Origin of the sequence: Bacteroides sp. 51, from assembly GCF_010500965.1 — a bacterium.
GTDB lineage: Bacteria > Bacteroidota > Bacteroidia > Bacteroidales > Bacteroidaceae > Bacteroides.
The window spans coordinates 73,013-94,927 of record NZ_QVMI01000009.1 but is presented as its reverse complement, the minus strand read 5'-3'; the positions used below and the strand labels follow the sequence as shown (position 1 = coordinate 94,927).

Genomic DNA, 21,915 nt, shown 5'->3' with positions numbered 1-21,915 from the left:
TTATATATTAAAATCCCAAAAACAGACTTATCCCATGAAAAGAGGAATAAAAATCAAACAACATGATATCACCGACTGCGGAGCAGCTTGCTTGGCATCGGTATGCGCTTACTATGGACTTCACTTTCCGGTATCACGTATCAGGCAATATGCTTTTACAGATCAAAAAGGCACCAATATCCTCGGATTGATTGAAGCTGCCAACAAACTGGGACTTTCGGCCAAGGGAGTTCGTGCTCACTTTGATGCGCTGAAGATAGTACCTAAACCTATGATCGCCCATATTGTAGTAAAAGAACAGTTACAACACTTTGTCGTGGTTTACAAATACAGTAAAACACATATCACGTATATGGACCCGGGAGACGGGCGGATACATAAGAAAACCCACGAGGAATTTAAGGCTATGTGGACCGGCGTTCTTGTCATCATGGAACCGGAAGAAAGGTTCCAAAAGGGAAATATGAAGAAAAGTACATTAGCCAAGTTCATGTCTCTACTGGCTCCACACAAGAGCACCATGTTCCAGGCTTTGTTTGGCGCACTGATATTCAGCATCCTGGGGCTGTCAACATCCATCTATGTAGGTAAGATCACGGACTATGTCTTAGTAGACAGGAATACTAATCTATTAAACCTGATGGGAATAATCATGCTGGTCATTTTACTATTACGGACCTTTATCGGCTCTATGAAAAGTATTCTGGCCCTGAAAACCGGACAGCGGATAGATGCGGCATTGATCTTGGGTTATTACAAACACCTGCTCAACCTCCCACAACAATTCTTCGACACGATGCGGGTAGGTGAAATTATCTCCCGTGTAAACGATGCTGTTAAAATCCGGAACTTTATCAACAATGTGTCTCTGGATCTGGTGGTCAATATCATGATCTTATTATTCTCGTTCTGCCTCATGTTTGTCTACTCCTGGCTGTTGGCTTTGGTGACGTTAATTTCCATTCCCCTGTTTATTCTGGTTTACTGGCTATTCAATAAGTTGAATCGTAAATACCAGCGCAGAATCATGGAAAGTAGTGCAGATCTTGAATCGCAACTGGTAGAATCAATCAACGGCATATCGACCATCAAGCGTTTTGGTATTGAAGATTATGCCAACCTGAAAACAGAGAGCCGGTTTGTGCATCTCTTGAAAGATACGTACAATAGTATTTATGGCTCTATAATCACTCAAGGCGGCATACAATTTATCTCAACCGGCATTACCATTGCCGTATTATGGATTGGGAGTTTACTTGTGATTGACCAGGAACTTACACCGGGAACCTTAATGGTTTTCTATTCTTTGGTAGGCTATGTACTCTCACCTATCGGCTCGTTGATTACCTCGAACCAAACCATACAAGATGCATTAATCGCTGCCGACCGCCTGTTCCAGATTATGGACCTGGACAGAGAGGAAGGAAATGAAGAAAAGATCCAGCTCAAAAGGACTATGGTAGGTGATATCACATTCGAAAATGTCAATTTCCGGTATGGCACCCGCAAGCAGGTATTCGAATCGCTCAACCTGAAAATAGAAAAGGGAAAAACAACAGCTATTATCGGAGCAAGCGGATCAGGAAAAACAACACTGATCTCGCTGTTACAGAATATTTATCCTATCCAGTCCGGTCAGATCCGGATAGGGGGCTATAATATTACACAAATTGTTAACGTAAGCCTGCGCAACAGAGTGGGAACAGTTCCACAGCAAATCGAACTGTTTGCCGGAACCATTGCCGAAAACATTGCTATTGGCGATTTATGTCCGAACATGAGGCGAATTGTAGAGTTAACAGAACAACTCGGATTGAAAGAATTTATAGAGGGGCTACCCAAAGGATATATGACATATATCGGCGAACATGGTACATCCTTATCGGGTGGAGAGCGACAACGCCTGGCTATTGCCCGGGCCCTTTACAAAGACCCGGAAATCCTGATCTTCGACGAAGCAACTTCCTCGTTGGATTCTATTTCCGAACGTTATGTGAAAGAGACACTTAGTGCATTGTCCAACGAAGGAAAAACAATTATTATCATCGCCCACAGACTAAGCACCATTAAAAATGCCGATCGTATCGTTGTATTAGAGGAAGGCAATGTTGTCGAAACAGGCACTCATAAAGAGTTATGCCAAGCCAATGGAACATATAGTAAGCTCTGGAATGAACAATTCAATGTGATAGATTAAAGAGACAGTAATCTTAACCTAAAACTAACATAGTCTTAACATAGTTTTATTTCAGTGTATTATACCTTTGTTGTATAAATCAAAATAATTAATAACTAAATAACTGAATATTATGAGTATTACTAACATTTTTACAGCGACCATTCTATCAACAATGCTATTAACTTCATCATTAGCATCGGGCAAACAGAAGTTTGCATATAATGTTGAAACCGGTAAGAACAAGGAAGTTACCTCTCAAACCGTTTACAAAGTAGACAGATCGGGTAAGTACTTGTACCATCATCTCAAATACAACTTCAACTTTGATGAACAAAACAGACCGTCAGAAAAAGAAGTCCTGAAATGGGATGAAGAAAAACAGACATGGGAAAAAGCTTTTCGGCTGACTTATCAGTATAACCTATTGGAATACAGTATCAAGCTGGCATTTTGGGATAGTAAAGCAAATGCCTACAAAGATACATCCGAGAAAGCGGTATATTCTTTCAACAATATCCAAAACTATGCTTCATATGAAAGCTATAAGTTGAATGAACAAACCCAAGAATGGAATTTAGTAGTAAACCATGCAATTATAGAGTCCGACGGAAAATTGCTGGTAAATAAATAATAAGCCTTGGTTAGGTGGAATTCTCTCTGAATTCAAAAAGCCCCGTTATTCAATCCGGATAACGGGGCTTACTATTATATTCATGCCATATTATTTCTTCTTAGCGAAACGGCCTTTCTTTACTGTACCGCTGGCTGCTTTCTCATCTTGCAGCTTAATAATATCCATGCAGGCTTGCAAAGACAAATCTTGCGGAGTTACTCCTTTAGGAATCTTATAGTTAGACTTTTTATAAGCAATATAAGGTCCGTAGCGACCATTCAGGATTTGAAGTTCCGGCTCCTCATCAAATGATTTGATGATTTTCTCAGCTTCCGACTTACGTTTAGCCTCAATCAACTCAATAGCTTCCTCGGGTGTCACTTCCATCGGATCATAAGTCTTAGGCAGTGATACATATTTACTGTTATGAGAAATATATGGTCCGAAACGGCCTACACCAACAGTCATAACTTTACCTTCAAATTCGCCTAACTGACGGGGCAACTTGAATAGCTCCAACGCTTCTTCCAGTGTTACGGTTTCCATAGAATAGCCTTTGCGTAGTTGCGCAAATTTCGGTTTTTCTTCATCATCAGCAGTACCGATCTGTACTACAGGTCCGAAACGGCCGATCTTTACAGAAACAGGTTTTCCTGTTGTAGGATCAGTGCCTAGTACCCTCTCACCCACTTTATGATCTGATTTCACAGCCAATGCCCCTTCCACAGATGGATGGAACTTTTTATAGAAATTACCCATCAGCTTGGTCCATTCCTTTTCGCCTTCAGCAATTTCATCGAAGTCTTTTTCGACAGAGGCTGTAAAGTTATAGTCCAGGATGTCAGGGAAGTATTCTGTCAGGTAGTCATTAACCACCAGACCGGTATCTGTTGGGAACAGTTTCGATTTCTCTGCTCCGGTTATCTCTTTCTTTGTGGTATCTGTGATCTTATCGTTTTTCAGCAACAACACATTATATTTACGTTCTTCACCTTCTCTATCTCCTTTTTCAACATACTCACGCTGCTGAATAGTAGATATAGTTGGAGCATAAGTAGACGGACGACCAATGCCAAGCTCTTCCAGTTTACGTACCAGACTTGCTTCGGTATATCTTGGAGGACGCTGAGTGAAACGTTCGGTTGCACTTACTTCCTGTTGATCTAACGTTTGTCCTTTTTTTACAGGCGGCAGCAAGTTGCTTTCATCTTCCTGTTGTTCCGCATCGTCATCATACGATTCGTTATACACGCGAAGGAAACCGTCGAATTTAATAACTTCACCCGAAGCAGTGAATTTATCACTGGTATTATTCAAGCCAATAGTCACAGTTGTTTTCTCCAACTGAGCATCAGCCATTTGCGAAGCAATGGTACGCTTCCAGATCAGATCGTACAGTTTCTTTTCCTGATTTGTGCCGTCGATAGTCTGAGCACTCATTTCCGTTGGACGAATAGCTTCGTGTGCTTCCTGAGCACCTTTACTCTTGGTTGAGTATTGACGGGATTTCACATATTTATCACCCATCAATTTAGTGATCGCCTCTTTACTTCCCTGAATAGCAAAATCAGACAAGTTCACGGAGTCGGTACGCATATAGGTAATCTTTCCCGATTCGTATAGTTTTTGAGCAACGACCATAGTCTGAGTCACCGTATAACCTAGTTTGCGCGCAGCTTCCTGTTGCAACGTGGAGGTTGTAAACGGAGCAGTAGCACTTTTAGTTAACGGACGGGTTACAATATCATCAATACTAAAAGAAGCCGACTTGCATTTTTCAAGGAAGGCCTGTGCTTCTTCTTTTGTTTTGAATCTATGAGATAATTCGGCTTTCATCTCTACCATCTTTCCATCGCCGTTAGGTACGATGAAGATAGCAGACACCCGGTAAGATGCTTCGCTGTTGAAAGCTTGTATTTCCCTTTCACGTTCGGCGATAAGACGTACAGCAACCGACTGCACACGTCCTGCCGACAATGCCGGTTTTACTTTCTTCCATAATACAGGCGATAGTTCAAACCCTACAATACGGTCGAGCACACGGCGTGCTTGTTGCGCATTTACCAGATTAATATCTATATCGCGTGGATTTTCAATGGCTCTTAGAATAGCCGGTTTGGTTATCTCATGAAATACAATACGCTTTGTCTTTTCCGGAGACAGTCCAAGTACCTCATAGAGATGCCATGAGATTGCTTCTCCCTCACGGTCCTCATCGGATGCGAGCCATACTATATCTGCTTTTTCCGCTTCACTCTTCAGTTCATTCACCACCTTTTTCTTATCCGATGGAATTTCATAGTTTGGTGCGAAGTGATTGTCGATGTCAATACCGAATTCTTTCTTTTTCAAGTCGCGGATATGGCCGTAACTGGACAGGACCTTAAAGTCTTTCCCCAGAAACTTCTCAATGGTTTTCGCCTTAGCCGGTGACTCCACTATAACAAGGTTCTTTTGCATAATTTATTTTTTTGCCTTTCCTTAAATTTGCCCGCAAAATTAGAAAAAAAACATTTGCTTATACCTTATTATATATAAAAAACTAAGTTTTTTGCGAAAGCAAATGTTTTATTAACTACTTTTTAAGTTAAAAGCTAAAGATTACACCGCCAAGGAAATTTATTCCGGGTATGGGCGAATTGAGATAATATGGCGCTTTTCTGTTCAGCAGATTAGATGCGCGGGCATAGAGAGAAATGCCATCGAAAAGATCATAAGTTGCACCCAGGTTCAGATTGCTTATATTCCCTACACGATAATTGCCTCCATCAACTTCCATTGTGTGGCGTTTAATAAACTCATATCCCAGGTTAATTCCCAGTGCAGAAACAGGACGGACTCCAACTTGCAAGTCAAAACGAAACTCGGGTTTATATTCAAGAGCATATTCTGCATCCGAATCCCAATTATGGTATTGCGTCTTAGCCATAAAGTTAAAGATATCCTTATAATTATAATTAGCCTGTAAACCTACAAAGAAGTTCTTGGTTTCTTCCTGCGGGAAAGATATTGAATAGAGATAATATGACATTGGATCAACAACAACAGCTTCTACGCTGTTATAAAGATCATCTTTAACGACCTGATATCCACCAAATACATTTAGCCAGAAACCTGTAGCCGGACTCATTTTAAAACCTAAAGAAGCATTCAACTGCTCATAACTATCCGTATTTTGCCACAAGAGCTCACCATATGGATTAAACTGTTCCAAACGACGGAAATCATTCAACATTCGTCCCCCTGTTGCATTCGCATAAAGTACATATCCCTCTGATATAGTATATTCGGCTTTCACATCCGGAGACACACGGAATTTCTTACCATGCCCAAAAGCCAGGTCTACATTTACGCCCAGATGCAACTTCCATACATCTTCTTCTTTAAACTCATAATAAGGTTTCAGTAACAATGTGGTGTAGTTTTCGAATTCATCATTGTTATAGAACAGATTGTTCATTTCGAAGGCTACCCCTATTTGCTGACTATCAGCAATGTCACCGGTAAAATCTCCTTTTGTACGAACACTCGTCTCATTCACTGAGTCATCCTGACCAGGGGCAAATACATTATGTGCCCTACTATATAGATAAAGTCCTGTTTCGAGATTAAAGTGCATGGGCAGCGATTGATCTGTTGATTTCACTCCAAACCGCACATCCCCCGTTGTGAATCGTTGGTGATCCATAAGGAAGTAGGGCATAAAGTTGAAATTACTCAACCCAAAGTTTCCTGCTACATTAAAATCTACCGTATTAAACTGATGTATATAGTCAATTCCGGCCTTTGTACGGTAAAAGCGACTATCCCACTTTTCACTCTCTGATGGATAGTATACCTTTCCATCCATTCCCTGAACTCCCAAAGAGAGGTTCAATTTATCTTTTGCCGTCAGGTTGAACAGATAATTTCCTTCCAGGTCAAGGTTGCCGATATTACCATATCCTACACGTACATAACCCTGTTTTGCTAGATTTTGTCTTTCTTCACCAGCATAAGCAGCCATAGCCGTTCCCGGCAATACGGTAGCCGGCGCTACGTTTCTATCGTATTCTACTTCACCCGGAGTAGTTGTCAGTTCATTTACCGTAGGAAGCACATTAACTTTTTGCGCATCCATAATATCAGGATTATATTGCTGTTCTACCACAACGGTACGATTCATGGTGGTATCTTTCTTATGGCTTTGCGCCTGTAGAGATGAGTTTGGTAAAGAAGTCAGCAACGCCATTGCTCCACCCAGTAAACATAGTCTGTTCATCGATTTTAATTCCATAATCGGTTAGTTATTTTAGTTTCTGTAATCTTGTATCAATCATACTCTTAATATCATCATCTGCCTGATAATTCTGTTGAAGACTTAGCAGGTATTGACGGGCATCCAACTCACGCCCCATAGCAACGTAAGTGTCGGAAAGCAGTATAAAGCCCCGTGCCAGCCAGTAAGCATGAGGAGTACTTTTATCTATGAAATCCAATATTTCTTTTTCAGCAGCCGTATAATCTTTTGCTTCATAATATTCCCTTGCTACCAGGTATTTGGCCTCTGCTCCATAAGAGTTACGGGTATCTTCAGCCAATGTTTGCAAGTCTCTCATTGCAGCCTCGCTGGCATTTTGATTGAGATATGCGCGGGCACGGAAGTACATGGCTTCCTGTGTTAATTCGGGTGTTAGCTTCGCTTCCGACAGTAAATCAGTTGCAGCATGAATGGTTTCCATATCGTTTCTCGACATATAGGCACTACGCAGGATACCTGTTTCGGCAAGGATACGGCGATCAACAGTAGATGCTTTTTCTTTCAACTGTTTATAGGTGACCAGCGCATTGGCATATTGTTGTGCATTAAATTGCACCTCACTACGCATAATCAGTACTTCTTCTGAGAACTGATTGTTGGGATATTCCAGAAGTTTTTCCGAATATTCAAGAACCAGGTTCGATTGTCCCTGCTCCTTCGCTATCAAGGTTAAGTAATAATATGCATTCAGTCCAAAGGCGCCATCAGGAAAGGATTGCAGATACTTGGTAAGACTGCTTTTTGCCTCTTCAATACGTCCGCGCATATATATCTTTTCGGCAGCGACATAAGTCAGCGAGTCTTGTTCGTTTGTATCAAACTGTATATTTCCCGGTAGTGAAGATGCTAAAGCAGCAAACTCATCTACCCGGTTGGCATCAATATAGATTGATTTCAGGTCGCGTAGTGCCAAACGCGCTTCTTCGCTGCCCGGATAGTTTTCGACTACATATTTGTATGCCGCAATGGCCTGATCATAATTCTCATTCTGGTAATACAACATGCCGATCTCGGCGGCAGCTTTACGACTCACCGGACTATTCGGGTATTTATCGAGCAATTCACGGAAAGCGGTAATAGCCTGGCTATTGTTTTCCATCAACACATACGAACGTCCTTTTTCATACAACGCGTTAACAATATAAGCCGATGAGGGGTATTTGCCTGCTAAACGATTTAGTAATGTAATCTTTCCGGCATAATCTTTCTGTAAACCCGACACTAAAGCCAGTTGATAGAAAGAATAATCACCCGCCGGGGTATCCATTGCTTCTGCTTGTGAATATGCATGTTTAGCGTTATCAAAGTCACGTTCGTTCAGATAACTATCTCCAACACGGTTATAGGCATCTGCCAAAGCTGTTCGGTTTCTACCTTTGTCAAGGCTGATATATTTCTTAAACCAATCCCGGGCCTGTGGATAGTTCTTTTTATGGAACGCCACATACCCCAGGTTATAGTGCGCCAAAGCATACATTTCCGTATTCTTTTGGGTAGTCAGCCGAAGGTATTCGTTAAAGTCACGACTTGCATTATCTACAGCATTCTGTCTATAGTATGCTTCTCCACGCCAGTAATAAGCATCTGCTTGGGTTTGTGCATTGTATTGTCCAAGAGCAATCGACTCGTTGAAGTAAGATACAGCCTTATCAAAAGCGGTATTCACAAATGCCTGCGTCCCCAGCTGGAACAGAATCTTTTGTTTGGCTTCCATGATCCGGGTGGTCGGACGCGAGATACGGTCAATAGAGCTTAAAGCTGCTTCATAGCTCTTGGTGTTGAGATATACATCTACCAGATAACCACTGATCTTCTCGGCATATTCCGAGTTCGGGAATTCATTCAGGAACTTCTCGAAAGCTGTTACCGATTCGCCAAAGGCGGAGAAAGAAGTATCATGTACACTCAATGCATAATTGTATGCCGCCTGTTCTTTTACCCGCATATCTGCATTGGATGCCGCCGCTTGTTCAAAAGCCATACGTGCTTTTGTTTTCTCGGCCAGTTGCAGATAGGATAGCCCTAAATGCAGGTAGGCGTTCTGTGTTAACGCATCATCAAGGGTGATTACCTCACCTAGTGCGACTGTAGCTTTGGAATAAACTCCGGTTTTGTAATAGGACAATCCCAGCATATAAAGAGCATCACGCCTTGGGGGGTCTATGGCTGATTTGTAACTTTCGAATGAAGTTACTGCTTTATCGTATTCCTGCAAGTTATAATATACCTCGCCCAGTACGCGGAAGAGTTCTCCTGCGTTCGGATCGCGGGGGTGTGCCGACAGGAATTTCTGTGCTATGGTTTCCGCCTGATCGTATTGTTTTTTTTGCAGATAACACTCGGCAATGTAATAAGGTACCAGTGTTTTGTATTTGGAATCATCCTGCAAAGGCAGGAATCCGCTTAATGCTTCGTCATACCGCCCCTGCGTATAGCGGATATAGGAGATATAGTACGCACAATCCTTTGCATACTTTTTGCTGTTGTTTTTCAACACTTCAAACCAGGCGGCTGCCTGATCTACGTTACCCACAGTCATATTGGAGATAGCCATCCGGTAAACGATATCGTCCCGTTCGTCATTCGGAAGCAAATCCGGATCTACCGAATTGAACATAGCCAGGGCGTTATCATAGTCTTTCTCAAAGAAATAAGCCGAAGCGATGAGGGAGTTAACACGATTGGTATATGGGGAGTCGGGGAAGTTTTTCAGATAGGTTTTTAGTATCTCTATGCGACGTTGGTCTTGCAGTTCGTAGGCCGAACATGCCAGCATATATTCCGCTTCCAGCCTCAGTCCTGCCGATGGTTTCTGCGTCAGGAATGTCCTTAGCAAGGGGGCGGCAGCCGCATAATGCTTTTGTGTGAATAACTCGCGCGCCTCATTGTACAGGTTACCCGACGATGTGCCGGTTCTGTTCACCTGTGCCGACACTATGAGAGGAAAGCAGCATATATAAAAACAAATAAGCCTTAATATTCTTGTTTTCATAACAATTAGCGTTTTTACAAAAGTAAGTGTTTTTTCTTTTTTAACCGCAGAGTTCCGCAGATTAACGCGGAGTCTCTATCTAAGAACCCAGCCACGGCATGCTGCCGCCACTCCTTTTCGAATAGAATCCAGTCCGAAATCATCAACATTGATATCGGAAAGAGGTAAAAAGAAAGAATCTGTTACATCATCATTGGCTTCGATATGATCTGTGTGTTCCACTTTACACAAAAAGAACATATCGAGTGTATGGACCTCAAAATCCGAATAAACATAAATGTTAGGTAAAGAGAATTGATAGATTGCCTCTTTCACAACCAGTCCGGTTTCTTCCAGTACCTCGCGAGCCACTCCTTCTTCTGCGGTTTCGTGCATATCAATAAAGCCCCCCGGAAGATCAAGGGTGCCCTTTGCGGGATTCTTCGCCCGGCGGCACACCAACAACTCGTTCTTTTCATTCAGAATCAGCGCTACGGTAGCGGCACATGAATTGAAATAGTAAACGAAGCCACACTTCTCGCATTTTTTGGACTTTTCATTGTTAATTACAAAACGGTCGGAACCGCATTTAGGGCAGTAATGAAATTGGGAAAAGGGATGCATATGTTGAGTTTTTGAGTTTATACAAGTCTTTGAGTTTATGAATTTCTTAACCTCAAAAGCACAAAAGTAACATTTAAGTTTTTGAGTTTATAGGTTTTTATGTTTTTAAGACCATAGATAACTTAAATTTATAAAAAAAGCGTGGCAATTCTCTGATCTTAAAACGTTATCTTCGCAGAACACTTTACACAAACAAGAAAACATGAGAAACTGGATGGAGTCGTTCTTCAACTTGCTTATTCCCCGCCAATGCGTGGTTTGCAGCCGTACATTAAGTCATGCGGAGAGATGTATGTGTACACTCTGCAATATTAACATTCCCCGCACACACTATCATTTACAAAAAGATAACCAGATGGAAAAACAGTTTTGGGGACAAATACCCATTGAACGTGTTACGGCTTTCTTTTACTATCGGAAAGGGAGTGCATACCGCAATATCATACGTGTCTTGAAATATAAAGGCAGAAAGGATGTGGGCGAAATCATGGGCAAACATTTCGCCCAGGAAATAATGGGCAGCGGATTTCTTGATTGCATTGATCTGATTATTCCCATTCCGCTTCACCACAAAAGATTCAAAAAGCGGGGGTATAACCAAAGTGAATGGATCGCCAGGGGGATAGCAGGTGTTTGTCAAATTCCGATTAATAATCAGGCTATTATACGTAAAGCTTATACGGATAGTCAAACGTCCAATTCGGTTACGGAACGTTGGGAGAATGTAAAGGATGCATTCGAACTTCAGCAAACAGAGGGTTTAACCGGAAAACATATCCTTCTGATTGATGATGTGTTAACCACCGGTGCTACGATCAAAGCTTGCGCATCTGTCTTATCAGACATTGAAGGTGTTCGTTTCAGCATCATCACTCTTGGGGTATCAGGGTAACAGGTTGGATTGGTATGGTCTTATTAAAAACAGCCCAAACCACATAAAAAATTCCCTTCAAAGAAAACCCCTCAACCAGAAGGAACATGGGTTGAGGGGTTGACACAGTTAAAACACCTATCTTGTTAAGTACCAGACGCTATCGCAACGTCTACAATACTACCAATTAAACTTTAAGGTCTGTGAATCGCTATCGCAACGACTCAGAAAAACACGGTCAATACAAAAACAAACCGACTATATGAGAGTTTATAATACATTTCCAAAGGAGCGATCAAAGTGCCATTCCGGAGGAGGAGGCCTATTTTACAAGGTGCAACTTTGGGAGAATGCACTTTCGATGGACAACTGACACCATCATGATCGCTCCGATTATACAAAGATATAGGTGTCTGACCTGAATCTATGTTAACCCAACGTTAAGTTAACGTTAACAATAAAACCACCTTCAATAGCAGAGGAAATAATCATACAATAATAGAGAAGCAAATAGAGAAGCATAGTAAAAGAAAGAACGAATAGGAAACACAAATCACACTATCGACTCATCAAACAGCCAAGATACAACAAACAATAAAACAGAACATTCCATCATTAACAAATGCATTATATCACCCCAATGTTAACCTGAAAAATAAAAAAACACCTTCAATGTTAACCAAATTAAGGATGAAATGCATGTATGTAAAATACATACTATTTTAATTATACTGTTCACCCCAAAGGCGACTATACATACCACCCGATTTACGCAATTCTGCATGAACACCCATCTCCGAGACTTTGCCATTCTCCAATACTACAATATTATCTGCATGTTTTATGGTGCTTAGTCTATGGGCAATGATAACGATTGTTTTCCCCTGTCTGGCAAGTGCAGTCAACGTTTCTTTTACATAGCGTTCCGAAATGGAGTCCAGCGATGAGGTTGCTTCATCAAAGATCAGGATATCCGGTTCTTTGTATAACGCCCGGGCAATGGCAATACGCTGACGTTCACCGCCGGAAAGCGAGGCTCCATGTTCACCGATATATGTCATGTATCCTTTCGGCAGTTTTTCGATGAACTCAGTCAGTCCAAGTTGCTCCACCAACGCTATAACACGCTTCATATCGGGATGAAGATCGCCCAGCGCAATATTCTCAATGACCGACCCGGCAAAGAGTTCAATCTGTTGTGGCACCGTTCCGATCCGCCTGCGCAGGCTTTCGTTGGTAATCTGCGAGACGTCATAATTACCTATTTTTACACGGCCGGATTCAATGGGGTAAATATGTTGCAGGATGGACACAAGTGTGGTTTTACCCGATCCGCTCCCTCCCACCACAGCGGTAGTTTTTCCTTTAGCAATGCGCAGGTTAAGCGAATGAAAAACCTCTTTGTGGGTACCGTAACGGAAGTTTACGTCTTCAAAAACGATATCGCCCACCATATCCGACTCTAATTCCAGCTTTTGCGAATCATCCTCTTCCCTTTCCAGGTCCATAATTTGGAATAGACGGTCGGATGCGATCAAGGCATCCTGAATACTTTGATTGGCGGTAATCAAACTGCCTATGGGAGACAACACGTAGCTAATAAGGGAGTAAAAAACAATCAGCGCACCGGGCGTTAGTTCCTGACTGATAACCAATGTACTGCCCACCCAAAGCACGGCAATGGTAATGCCGGTAGAAACAAACTCAATTCCCCCTTCTGCCAAGATATAGCCGTATAAACTCCGGTAAGTGTTCCGAAGGAGATGTACGAAGCGGCTTTCTGTTTTCAGGTTGGCATAATCTTCAATGCCAAAGCGCTTTACGGTGGAGATGGCATTGATAGACTCTACCAGTTGGGATTCAAGGTCGGCCGAGCTTTCCATTATACTGCGCTGATATTTACGGTTCAGGCGGTTGAAGAGCAAATATATAATCAGGAACAGTGGGATGGAAAGTAACGTTACCAGCGTTAACTCCCATGAATAAATAAACATGAGGCAGAATGAGAAGAAAAGGATCATGATGTTGACTACCAGATCGAGGGATATATTATTGATAAAGTTCCGGATCTTAACGGCATCGTTTACGCGGGAGATGATTTCACCCACCCGCATGGTATCAAAGAATTGTTGTGGCAATGTTAACAGATGCTTGTAGTAACCCAGAATCAACGCCGCATCTATGCGCTGCCCGGTTTTCAGGGCAAGAATGCTTTTCATAGAGCCGATAAAGGTGCGCAACAGCAGAATGATAATCATAATGATGCCCATCAGGTTGAGGAGGTTAACATTCTTATCGACCAATACATAGTCTGTGATCTTACCCACATAAATGGAAGTAGACAGGCCGAGGATACTAAACACCAATGCTCCGAACAGCGTTTGAACCATCAGGCTTTTGTTGGGCATGAGTAGTGAAAAGAATTTAGAAAGATTGCTTTTCTTCATGTTACCTTTCCTGAATGTTACTTCGGGTTCTAACATGACCAGTATACCACTCCATTCTCTTTCGAATTCCTCGCTGCTTCTTTTATGCATTCGCCCATCGACCGGGTCCATATAGGTTATCTGTTTTTCGGTAGCTTTATATACAACTACGAAATGATGGAGTTCGCCTTTAAGTATCAGGTGGGCTACAAATGGCTGGGGAACAAGAGTGTACAGGGCTTCGTAGGAGGCTTTCATTCCTTTTGCCGTAAACCCCAGTTTGTTTGCCGCTTCAATCAGTCCGAGGACATTGGTCCCTTTCTGGTCTGTAAAGGCGTACTGCCTGATGCGTGAAACGGGAAATAGCAATCCATAATGCGCACAGATGGAGGCCAGACAAGCGGCGCCGCAGTCGGTTATGTCATGTTGTTTGATTTTGATTCCCTTTTTCTTATGCATAAAATCTCTTTATAGTTGTTTAATGTGAGCTTGATATAAGAAATGAAATAAGGGGATGTATCGAACCCACGTTCATTTAACTATTCTCTGTTACTGCACGTTCCTGATAACGTGCCGGATTTACCCAATCATCCAATCGCTGATACAAGAGGTCGAACAGCGATCTGCGGGTGATCATAAAATGGGCGCTTACAGTCATTCCTTTCTTAAGTTTACCTTTCCGGCCGTTCTTCAACAGGAGGAAATCTTTTTCCATACCGCACTTCACTTTATAGTAAGCACTGCCTTGTGCATCAGTCAGAAAGTCGGAAGAGATTTCCTGAACGGCTCCGTTTATTGTTCCCCACTCGTTGTAGTTGAACGATTCTACCTGCACGTTGACGGGCATTCCCACGTGGATATACCCGATATTACGTGGCGAAACACAAACTTCGAAGCATAGGGTGGAGTCGGGGCTGACAACGGCAATCACCTGGCCGGCTTGTATGCTACTCCCCCTGTAGATGCCCGAGAACTGATCGACTGTTCCACTGACGGGGCTTTGAACAACATACAGGTCTTTATCTTTCACTTCTTGTTTTAATGAGGTATTCATTTCATTACGGGAGTTGCGATAGGCATTCAAATCGGCTTGCCAGGAGCTTAGTTGATTTTCGGTAAAGGATGCCCGTTCATTCTTCTGGCTTTCGTACTGATAATAGTATTTATCATATTCTTCTTCGGATATGACTTGTTTCTCGAACAGGATTTTATTCCTGTAATATTCTTTTTCGGCCTGGATGACGGAAGTATCCAGTTCTTTTTTCCGGTTAACGTAGTACGCATATTGCTGCTGGCGAACGGGCGAAGAGAAGGCCGGAGGCCGTTGTCCTTTAGCTAAATAGCTTAAATCGGACAGATGTAACTCGTAATCTGTCAACCGGTTAGCCTGGTATGCTATTTTATAATCGGAGTTACTGGCTCTGAATGTCAATATCACATCGCCTTTGTTAACGTTGACTCCCTCGCGGACATAAACGGAGTCTACCAATTCTGTAATCGGGGCTTTAATTTCTGTCTTCTCGGCAATGGGGCGAACAATGCCGTTGCCTTGAACGGAAATGTCTACATATATAAAAGGAAGGGAGACGAGAGATGCCAAAACCGCCACCAGCACCACCCAGTAGATTCTCTGAGAATGAGTAGTCTGCTGATGCGTATAGGATTCAATACTATTTTCTAACCATTCGGGTGGCAGTATCATAAGGAGATTGGCTTTTAAGTGTAGCAACGAGGTGGCAGCGAAGCAGCAACGAGGCGGCAGCGAGGCGCTGCACCCAGGTTTCCATGCGGATGGTGTACAGTCCTCACTACCTCGTCTTCTTCAAAATAAGTTACTTACCGGTCTTTGATAAAACCATATAAAGTTTTCCATCTTTATAAATTGTCTTGATGTAGACCCCTGTTCCGCCACCATAAGTTGTTGTAGCTTCTTCTTTAGACAATTCTTGCATTACCACTTTTTTCTTTAAATCTTTCATAATCTACGTTTTAAATTAGTGAATATTTTTGTAGTTCTCAAGGGCAAAAGTATGGTAAGCTCCTTAAAAAGAATGTTAACCTGACGTTAGCAATTATCAGCAGATTGTTATTACATTTGCATCAAACAGCAGAGAAATGAAAGAAGTAGACATAAAGTTATTTACGGTTGTTGGGCTAATAACTGTAGTACTATTGCAGTCCTCATGGTTATATAGTACTTACAGTCTTATTAAAATAAGTATTGAAGAAAAAAGCAACTCTTTAATACTTGATGCCACTGAAAGAGAGCTATTTTCGCGATTAGTATTGGTTGCAGACAGCATGCCCGACGGAACTTTATTTACGGTTAATGAAGTTCCGACAACAGGCGAATATGCATCAAAAGCGGAATATCTCAGAGACTTTCAAGAGGCGCTTCTTAAATACGATTCAAGACTTTCGTTAATCACCTTTGATTCAATCTACTCTTCATTGTTAAGCGAAGAAGGCATCAACGTTAAGTGCGTTATTAACATCGTTAACTCAAACGACTCCATACTTGAAAGCAGTCAGGATGGCTCCTTCCCCTGGTTTGGCACCATTGAGAGCAAGAAACTCCCCATCCGGGCCGACGATTCCCAACTCATACAAGCCGTCATTGTTAACCCGTATTGGACCATTTTCAGACAAATGGGTATACTTCTCCTTGCTACTGTTATCATGGTAGTGTTTGTGGTGGCATGCATCACCTCTCAAATCAGGATTATTATGAAGCAAAACAGGATCGCCCAGATACGGGAAGACTTCTCGCATGCCATGATTCACGACATGAAAACCCCGATTACCTCTATACTTATGAGTTCGCGCATGCTTCATAGTAAACGGCTTAACGATTATCCCGAAAAAGAAGAAAGACACTTCAATATCATAGAAACCGAAGGCGAACGCTTGTTAACATTGACCGAGAAAGTACTAACCGTTGCCAAGCTGGAGCAGGATAAACTTGAACTGCACAAGCAGATCATTCCATTGCGCCCAATCATTGAGGACTTGATTAATAAATTCGAGGCCAAAAGGAGTAAAGATATTATCTTTGTTACACAGTTTGAAACCGAAACCATCTATGCCGAGTACATCTATATAAAAGAAGCCATCAGCAACCTCATTGATAATGCCATAAAGTACTCGCACGAGAGCGTAGAAATAAGAATCAGCTGTACGGAAAAAGACAAACAAACAATAATTAAAGTTAGAGACAATGGTTTGGGTATTGACATTAAGGACCAAACAAAGATATTCGAGAAGTTTGAAAGGGCATCTGCCCTCAGAAGAAGCAGCAAAGGAGGAGCAACCGGCTTTGGCCTTGGGCTAAACTACGTGCAGCGGGTGGTTGAAGCACATGGCGGAAGCGTATCCCTGACCAGTATTGAAGAACAGTTTAGTGAATTCACTATCAAAATACCCATTTTAATTGAAGACGTATGATTAGATTATTAGTGGTTGAAGATGATGAGAACCTAAGGTACAACATTAAGGATGGATTGGAAATTACCGTTGGCGGATATGATGTCATACTTGCCGTTAATGGTAAAGAAGGACTTGAGTTTTGGAAGGAAGAACGCCCGGACATCATTCTGGCCGACGTTGACATGCCCAAAATGAACGGATTTGAGATGGTTGAATACATCCGTGAGAGGGATCAGGAGATTCCCATCCTATTTATATCGGGATGCAAATCTTCGCGGGATATAACAACCGGCTATGATCTTGGAGCTAATAATTACATCAAAAAGCCTTTTAGCGCACATGAAATTGATGCACACATCAAGGCTTTGCTGAAGATGAGGAATGAAACCCGCAGAAAGAACCAGAGTAACCTGCAAAAGATTGGCAATTTTACGCTCGATGCACCAAACAGTACGCTCAGGTTCGAGGCCATCAAAACCATCTCGCTCACCCATCGCGAAGCACAAATCCTACAGGAACTTTGCCTGAGCAAAGGTGAGGTTGTAAAACGCACTTACCTCCTGGAGAAGTATTGGGACATACCGGGAGGGGAAGACTTCTTTGCGTCGAGAAGCCTGGATGTGATGATTAGCAAACTAAGGAGTAAACTAAAAGATGATCCTAAAGTCAAAATTCAGGTGATTAAAGGAATGGGGATTATATTGGTGGACCCAACGATTCCGAAGGTAAAATAAATCTGTCTACTTACGGTTTTTTTGTTCAAAAAGTGTCATAAATCACACAAGGGGTATAAGTGCCTGTCGTTCAGAAGAAAGCGATCAGACATTTTAACATGGAAATCACACGCTAGTGTCACAAGTATCACAGTTTTAGAAATTGTGATACTTGTGACACTAGCGTGTGATTTCTATATTAAAAAAACAAGAACCAACCCACTGATTATCAGACACCTATACCCCTTGTGTAATTTATGACGCTTTCTGAACGAAAAAACATTATGTACGTCTTATAATGATGCGAAAAGAACAGATATATCCGGAAACAGAAGCATCGCCATTGAGAAATAACCTCAACAGGAATGAGAAATAGGCTTACGGACAATGTGCAATAACCTTACGGGGAATGAGAAAGTTTCCCGATGCGAATGAGAAAGTTTCCCGGAACAGCAACTCTTATAGAATTCGAACTGAGTTCCTATAGAATCCGGGCTGAGTTCTTATGCAATCCAGACCGAGTTCTTATGCAATTGACTGCGAGTTCTTATAGAATAGAGTTGCCGTAATGGCAGTAACGGTTGAATTGAGCACGCTTACCTCCGCTGACGGGAGAAATAATTTACTGTAGGGGCGGGCCTTGTGTCCGCCCTGACGCTACATAGTGAAACTAATGATACACCTGGCGGCGTCAGGGCAGACACAAGGCCTGCCCCTACAATAGATGGCATTCAATCCTTACAACTCGCACCAAAACGAAAAAGACCACCTCCATTGGAGATAGCCTTTTCGCTCTTCCTCTTGGACTTGAACCAAGGACCCTCTGATTAACAGTCAGATGCTCTAACCGACTGAGCTAAGGAAGAATATGCATTTGAGTCCTTTTCGCTCTTCCTCTTGGACTTGAACCAAGGACCCTCTGATTAACAGTCAGATGCTCTAACCGACTGAGCTAAGGAAGAATGTTTTTCTCAAATGCGATGCAAAAGTAATAGGATATTTTGAAATATGCAATATCTTTGCAGAAAAAATAGTTGAAATGGACAAAATAATAGGAATGGGTAATGCCCTTGTAGATGTACTCGCAACATTAACCGACGATACACTACTTCAGGAAATGGAATTACCCAAAGGAAGTATGCAGCTAATCGACGAAGCAAAGCTGGAAATCATCAACAAACAATTCAGCAAAATGCATACACACCTCGCTACAGGAGGATCGGCAGCCAACACCATACTGGGACTTGCATGCATGGGTGCATCCACCGGATTCATCGGAAAGATAGGAAAAGATAACTACGGTGAATTCTTTCGCCAAAACCTCCAAAAACATAAAATAGAAGATAAAATCCAGATCAATCACCAACTCCCATCAGGAGTAGCCTCCGCATTTATATCACCCGACGGCGAACGCACATTCGGAACCTACCTCGGAGCAGCCTCAACCCTGAGAGCCGAAGACCTCTCGCTCGACATGTTCAAAGGCTACACCTACCTATACATAGAAGGCTATCTGGTACAGGATCACGACATGATCCTGCGCGCCATCGAACTGGCCAAAGAAGCCGGACTACAGATTTGCCTCGACCTGGCCAGCTACAACATTGTAGAAAACGACCTGGAATTCTTCAAGCTACTGATCAACAAATACGTCGACATACTCTTCGCCAACGAAGAAGAAGCAAAAGCTTTTACCGGAAAAGAAGACAAAGAAGCACTCGACATACTGGCTAAAATGTGCAGCATCGCCATCGTCAAAGTAGGTGCAAAAGGCTCTTATATCCGCAAAGGAACCGAAGAAGTAAAAGTAGACGCCATCAGCGTCGACAAGGTAGTAGACACCACCGGAGCAGGCGACTACTTTGCCGCCGGATTCCTCTACGGCCTAACCGTGGGATACTCGCTGGAAAGATGTGCTAAAATAGGTTCAATACTGGCAGGAAATGTTATCCAATGTATCGGTGCCCATATCCCCGCCGCCCAATGGGATGAAATAAAGTTAAATATTAACGAAATGCTCGCCGAATAAACGTATAATAACTTACTTTTACGGTAACTATAACGTAGTAACATGAAAAAATATCTGAATAGACAAACAGGCATTATAGTTGCCATTGCATTAGTGGCTTTCATTTTCTTCGGCTTCAAAGGAGACGGGAGGAACTTCCAGATAGCTAAAAACATCGACATATTTACCTCCATCGTCAAGGAACTCGATATGTTCTATGTAGATACGATAGACCCCAACAAAACCGTACGCCGCGGGATCGACGCCATGCTCGGATCACTCGACCCTTACACGGATTTCTATCCGGAAGACGACCAGAGCGAACTCGAACAAATGATCAAAGGCAGCTACGGAGGCATCGGTTCCGTAATTACTTACGACGTAAAAAGACAACGCTCCGTCATAGCCGAGCCATACGAAGGCATGCCGGCGCAGACAGTCGGACTAAAAGCCGGAGACGTTCTTATGGCCATAGATGGCGAAGACCTGAAAGGAAAAAACAACAGCCAGGTCAGCGAAATGCTCCGCGGACAAGTGAACACCGGGTTTAAACTAACCGTAGAGCGCCCCGGAACCAAAGAACCGCTGACGTTCGACATCGTACGTAAATCCATCGAAGTACCCACCGTACCGTATTATGGCGTAATCAAAGATAACATCGGATACATCAACCTCAACAGCTTCTCCGGCAAACCAGCCAAAGCATTCAAACAAGCATTCCTCGACCTAAAAGAAAACAAAGGAATCACCTCATTGGTGATCGACCTGAGAAACAACGGCGGCGGACTGCTGGACGAAGCCGTAGAAATCGTTAACTTCTTCGTTCCGCGTGGAAAGACCATCGTAACCACCAAAGGAAAGATCAAACAAGCCGGAAACACCTATAAAACCCAACGCGAGCCGATAGACACGGAGATACCTATCGCCGTATTGGTGAACAACGGAACAGCCTCATCCTCGGAAATCCTTGCCGGAGCCTTACAGGATTTAGACCGTGCCGTAATCATCGGAACCCGCACATTTGGCAAAGGATTGGTACAGACCACCCGTTCACTGCCCTATGGCGGAACATTGAAAATCACCACTTCCAAGTATTACATCCCCAGCGGACGCTGCGTACAGGCCATTAACTACCACAACCGCAACGAAGACGGAAGCATTGCACGCATCCCCGACAGTCTGACCACCGTATTCCATACCGCAGCCGGACGTGAAGTACGCGATGGTGGTGGCATCAACCCCGACCGGATAGTAAAACAGGATAAATTGCCCAACATCATTTATTATATGGTGAGCGACAATCTGATCTTCAACTATGCAACGCAGTTCTGCCTTAAATATCCTACCATTGCTCCCGCAGAAGAGTTTGTACTATCGGATGCCGACTACAACGACTTCAAAGCTATGGTAAAGAAGGCCGACTTTAAGTATGACCAACAAAGCGAAAAGATCATGAAAAGCCTGAAGGAAGCTGCCGAATTTGAAGGATATCTGGAAGGAGCCTCCGCCGAATTCGATGCACTGGAAAAGAAACTAACCCACAACCTGGACCGCGACCTGGACTATTTTGCCAAGGATATTAAGAATATGATCTCTTACGAAATTATTAAGCGCTACTATTACCAACGCGGAAGCATCATTGAGCAACTCAAAGACGATGATGACCTGAAAGAAGCACTAAAAGTACTGGATAGCCCGGAAGAGTACAAAGGCATTTTATCCGTAACCAACAAGGAAGCGGCAGCAGAAGCGGCATAAAGAAACATCTATATAATAAATACGCG

General features: G+C 42.7%; 14 protein-coding genes and 2 tRNA genes. 7 read left to right on the top strand and 9 right to left on the bottom strand.

What is annotated here, in order from left to right; all coding sequences use genetic code 11:
• Window positions 1-34 precede the first annotated feature (34 nt).
• Together D0T87_RS08795 and D0T87_RS08790 are read left to right on the top strand one after the other, a co-directional pair.
• Window positions 35-2,197 carry a peptidase domain-containing ABC transporter gene (locus D0T87_RS08795; RefSeq protein ID WP_163174762.1) on the top strand — a complete coding sequence of 721 codons (2,163 nt, stop codon included), beginning with the start codon at window positions 35-37 and terminating at the stop codon, window positions 2,195-2,197.
• A gap of 112 nt (window positions 2,198-2,309) precedes the next feature.
• Window positions 2,310-2,810 carry a DUF3836 domain-containing protein gene (locus D0T87_RS08790; RefSeq protein ID WP_163174761.1) on the top strand — a complete coding sequence of 167 codons (501 nt, stop codon included), beginning with the start codon at window positions 2,310-2,312 and terminating at the stop codon, window positions 2,808-2,810.
• A gap of 90 nt (window positions 2,811-2,900) precedes the next feature.
• On the opposite strand, the gene topA is transcribed toward D0T87_RS08790, so the two are convergent.
• From topA to D0T87_RS08770, 4 genes are all read right to left on the bottom strand, one after another.
• On the bottom strand, window positions 2,901-5,252 hold the full coding sequence (gene topA / locus D0T87_RS08785) for a type I DNA topoisomerase (protein WP_163174760.1): 2,352 nt from the start codon (window positions 5,250-5,252) through the stop codon (window positions 2,901-2,903).
• Window positions 5,253-5,379: 127 nt separating this feature from the next.
• Window positions 5,380-7,053 carry a TonB-dependent receptor gene (locus D0T87_RS08780; RefSeq protein WP_203558654.1) on the bottom strand — a complete coding sequence of 558 codons (1,674 nt, stop codon included), beginning with the start codon at window positions 7,051-7,053 and terminating at the stop codon, window positions 5,380-5,382.
• Window positions 7,054-7,078: 25 nt separating this feature from the next.
• Window positions 7,079-10,084, bottom strand: coding sequence for a tetratricopeptide repeat protein (locus D0T87_RS08775; protein WP_163174759.1), 3,006 nt, complete (start codon window positions 10,082-10,084; stop codon window positions 7,079-7,081).
• Between the two features lie 75 nt (window positions 10,085-10,159).
• Window positions 10,160-10,687 (bottom strand): NUDIX domain-containing protein, encoded by a 528-nt coding sequence (locus D0T87_RS08770; RefSeq protein ID WP_163174758.1) that lies wholly within the window; start codon window positions 10,685-10,687, stop codon window positions 10,160-10,162.
• 202 nt (window positions 10,688-10,889) lie between these two features.
• Here D0T87_RS08770 and D0T87_RS08765 point away from each other — a divergent pair, with 202 nt between their 5' ends.
• Entirely contained in the window at window positions 10,890-11,579 is a 690-nt protein-coding gene (locus D0T87_RS08765; protein WP_163174757.1) for a ComF family protein, read from the top strand.
• A 701-nt stretch (window positions 11,580-12,280) separates the two neighbouring features.
• Here D0T87_RS08765 and D0T87_RS08760 read toward each other — a convergent pair.
• From D0T87_RS08760 to D0T87_RS08750, 3 genes are all read right to left on the bottom strand, one after another.
• Complete coding sequence (locus D0T87_RS08760; RefSeq protein WP_163174756.1) at window positions 12,281-14,443, bottom strand: peptidase domain-containing ABC transporter; 2,163 nt, start codon at window positions 14,441-14,443, stop codon at window positions 12,281-12,283.
• Window positions 14,444-14,519: 76 nt separating this feature from the next.
• The gene (locus D0T87_RS08755; RefSeq protein WP_163174755.1) at window positions 14,520-15,686 is read right to left on the bottom strand and encodes an HlyD family secretion protein; all 1,167 of its coding nucleotides are present in this window, start codon (window positions 15,684-15,686) and stop codon (window positions 14,520-14,522) included.
• 130 nt (window positions 15,687-15,816) lie between these two features.
• Window positions 15,817-15,963: a hypothetical protein gene (locus D0T87_RS08750; RefSeq protein WP_163174754.1), complete on the bottom strand. Its 147-nt coding sequence runs from the start codon at window positions 15,961-15,963 to the stop codon at window positions 15,817-15,819.
• A 136-nt stretch (window positions 15,964-16,099) separates the two neighbouring features.
• On the opposite strand from D0T87_RS08750, the gene D0T87_RS08745 reads away from it, so the two are divergent.
• Window positions 16,100-17,428, top strand: coding sequence for a sensor histidine kinase KdpD (locus D0T87_RS08745; RefSeq protein WP_163174753.1), 1,329 nt, complete (start codon window positions 16,100-16,102; stop codon window positions 17,426-17,428).
• Window positions 17,425-18,144 carry a response regulator transcription factor gene (locus tag D0T87_RS08740; protein WP_163174752.1) on the top strand — a complete coding sequence of 240 codons (720 nt, stop codon included), beginning with the start codon at window positions 17,425-17,427 and terminating at the stop codon, window positions 18,142-18,144. The genes D0T87_RS08745 and D0T87_RS08740 overlap by 4 nt, the downstream gene beginning before the upstream one ends.
• A gap of 771 nt (window positions 18,145-18,915) precedes the next feature.
• On the opposite strand, the gene D0T87_RS08735 is transcribed toward D0T87_RS08740, so the two are convergent.
• Together D0T87_RS08735 and D0T87_RS08730 are read right to left on the bottom strand one after the other, a co-directional pair.
• Window positions 18,916-18,989, bottom strand: a tRNA-Asn gene (locus D0T87_RS08735).
• Window positions 18,990-19,011: 22 nt separating this feature from the next.
• Window positions 19,012-19,085: transfer RNA gene (locus D0T87_RS08730), tRNA-Asn, on the bottom strand.
• 77 nt (window positions 19,086-19,162) lie between these two features.
• Here D0T87_RS08730 and D0T87_RS08725 point away from each other — a divergent pair.
• Window positions 19,163-20,152 carry an adenosine kinase gene (locus D0T87_RS08725; protein WP_163174751.1) on the top strand — a complete coding sequence of 330 codons (990 nt, stop codon included), beginning with the start codon at window positions 19,163-19,165 and terminating at the stop codon, window positions 20,150-20,152.
• 42 nt (window positions 20,153-20,194) lie between these two features.
• Complete coding sequence (locus D0T87_RS08720) at window positions 20,195-21,889, top strand: S41 family peptidase (protein WP_163174750.1); 1,695 nt, start codon at window positions 20,195-20,197, stop codon at window positions 21,887-21,889.
• Window positions 21,890-21,915 lie beyond the last annotated feature (26 nt).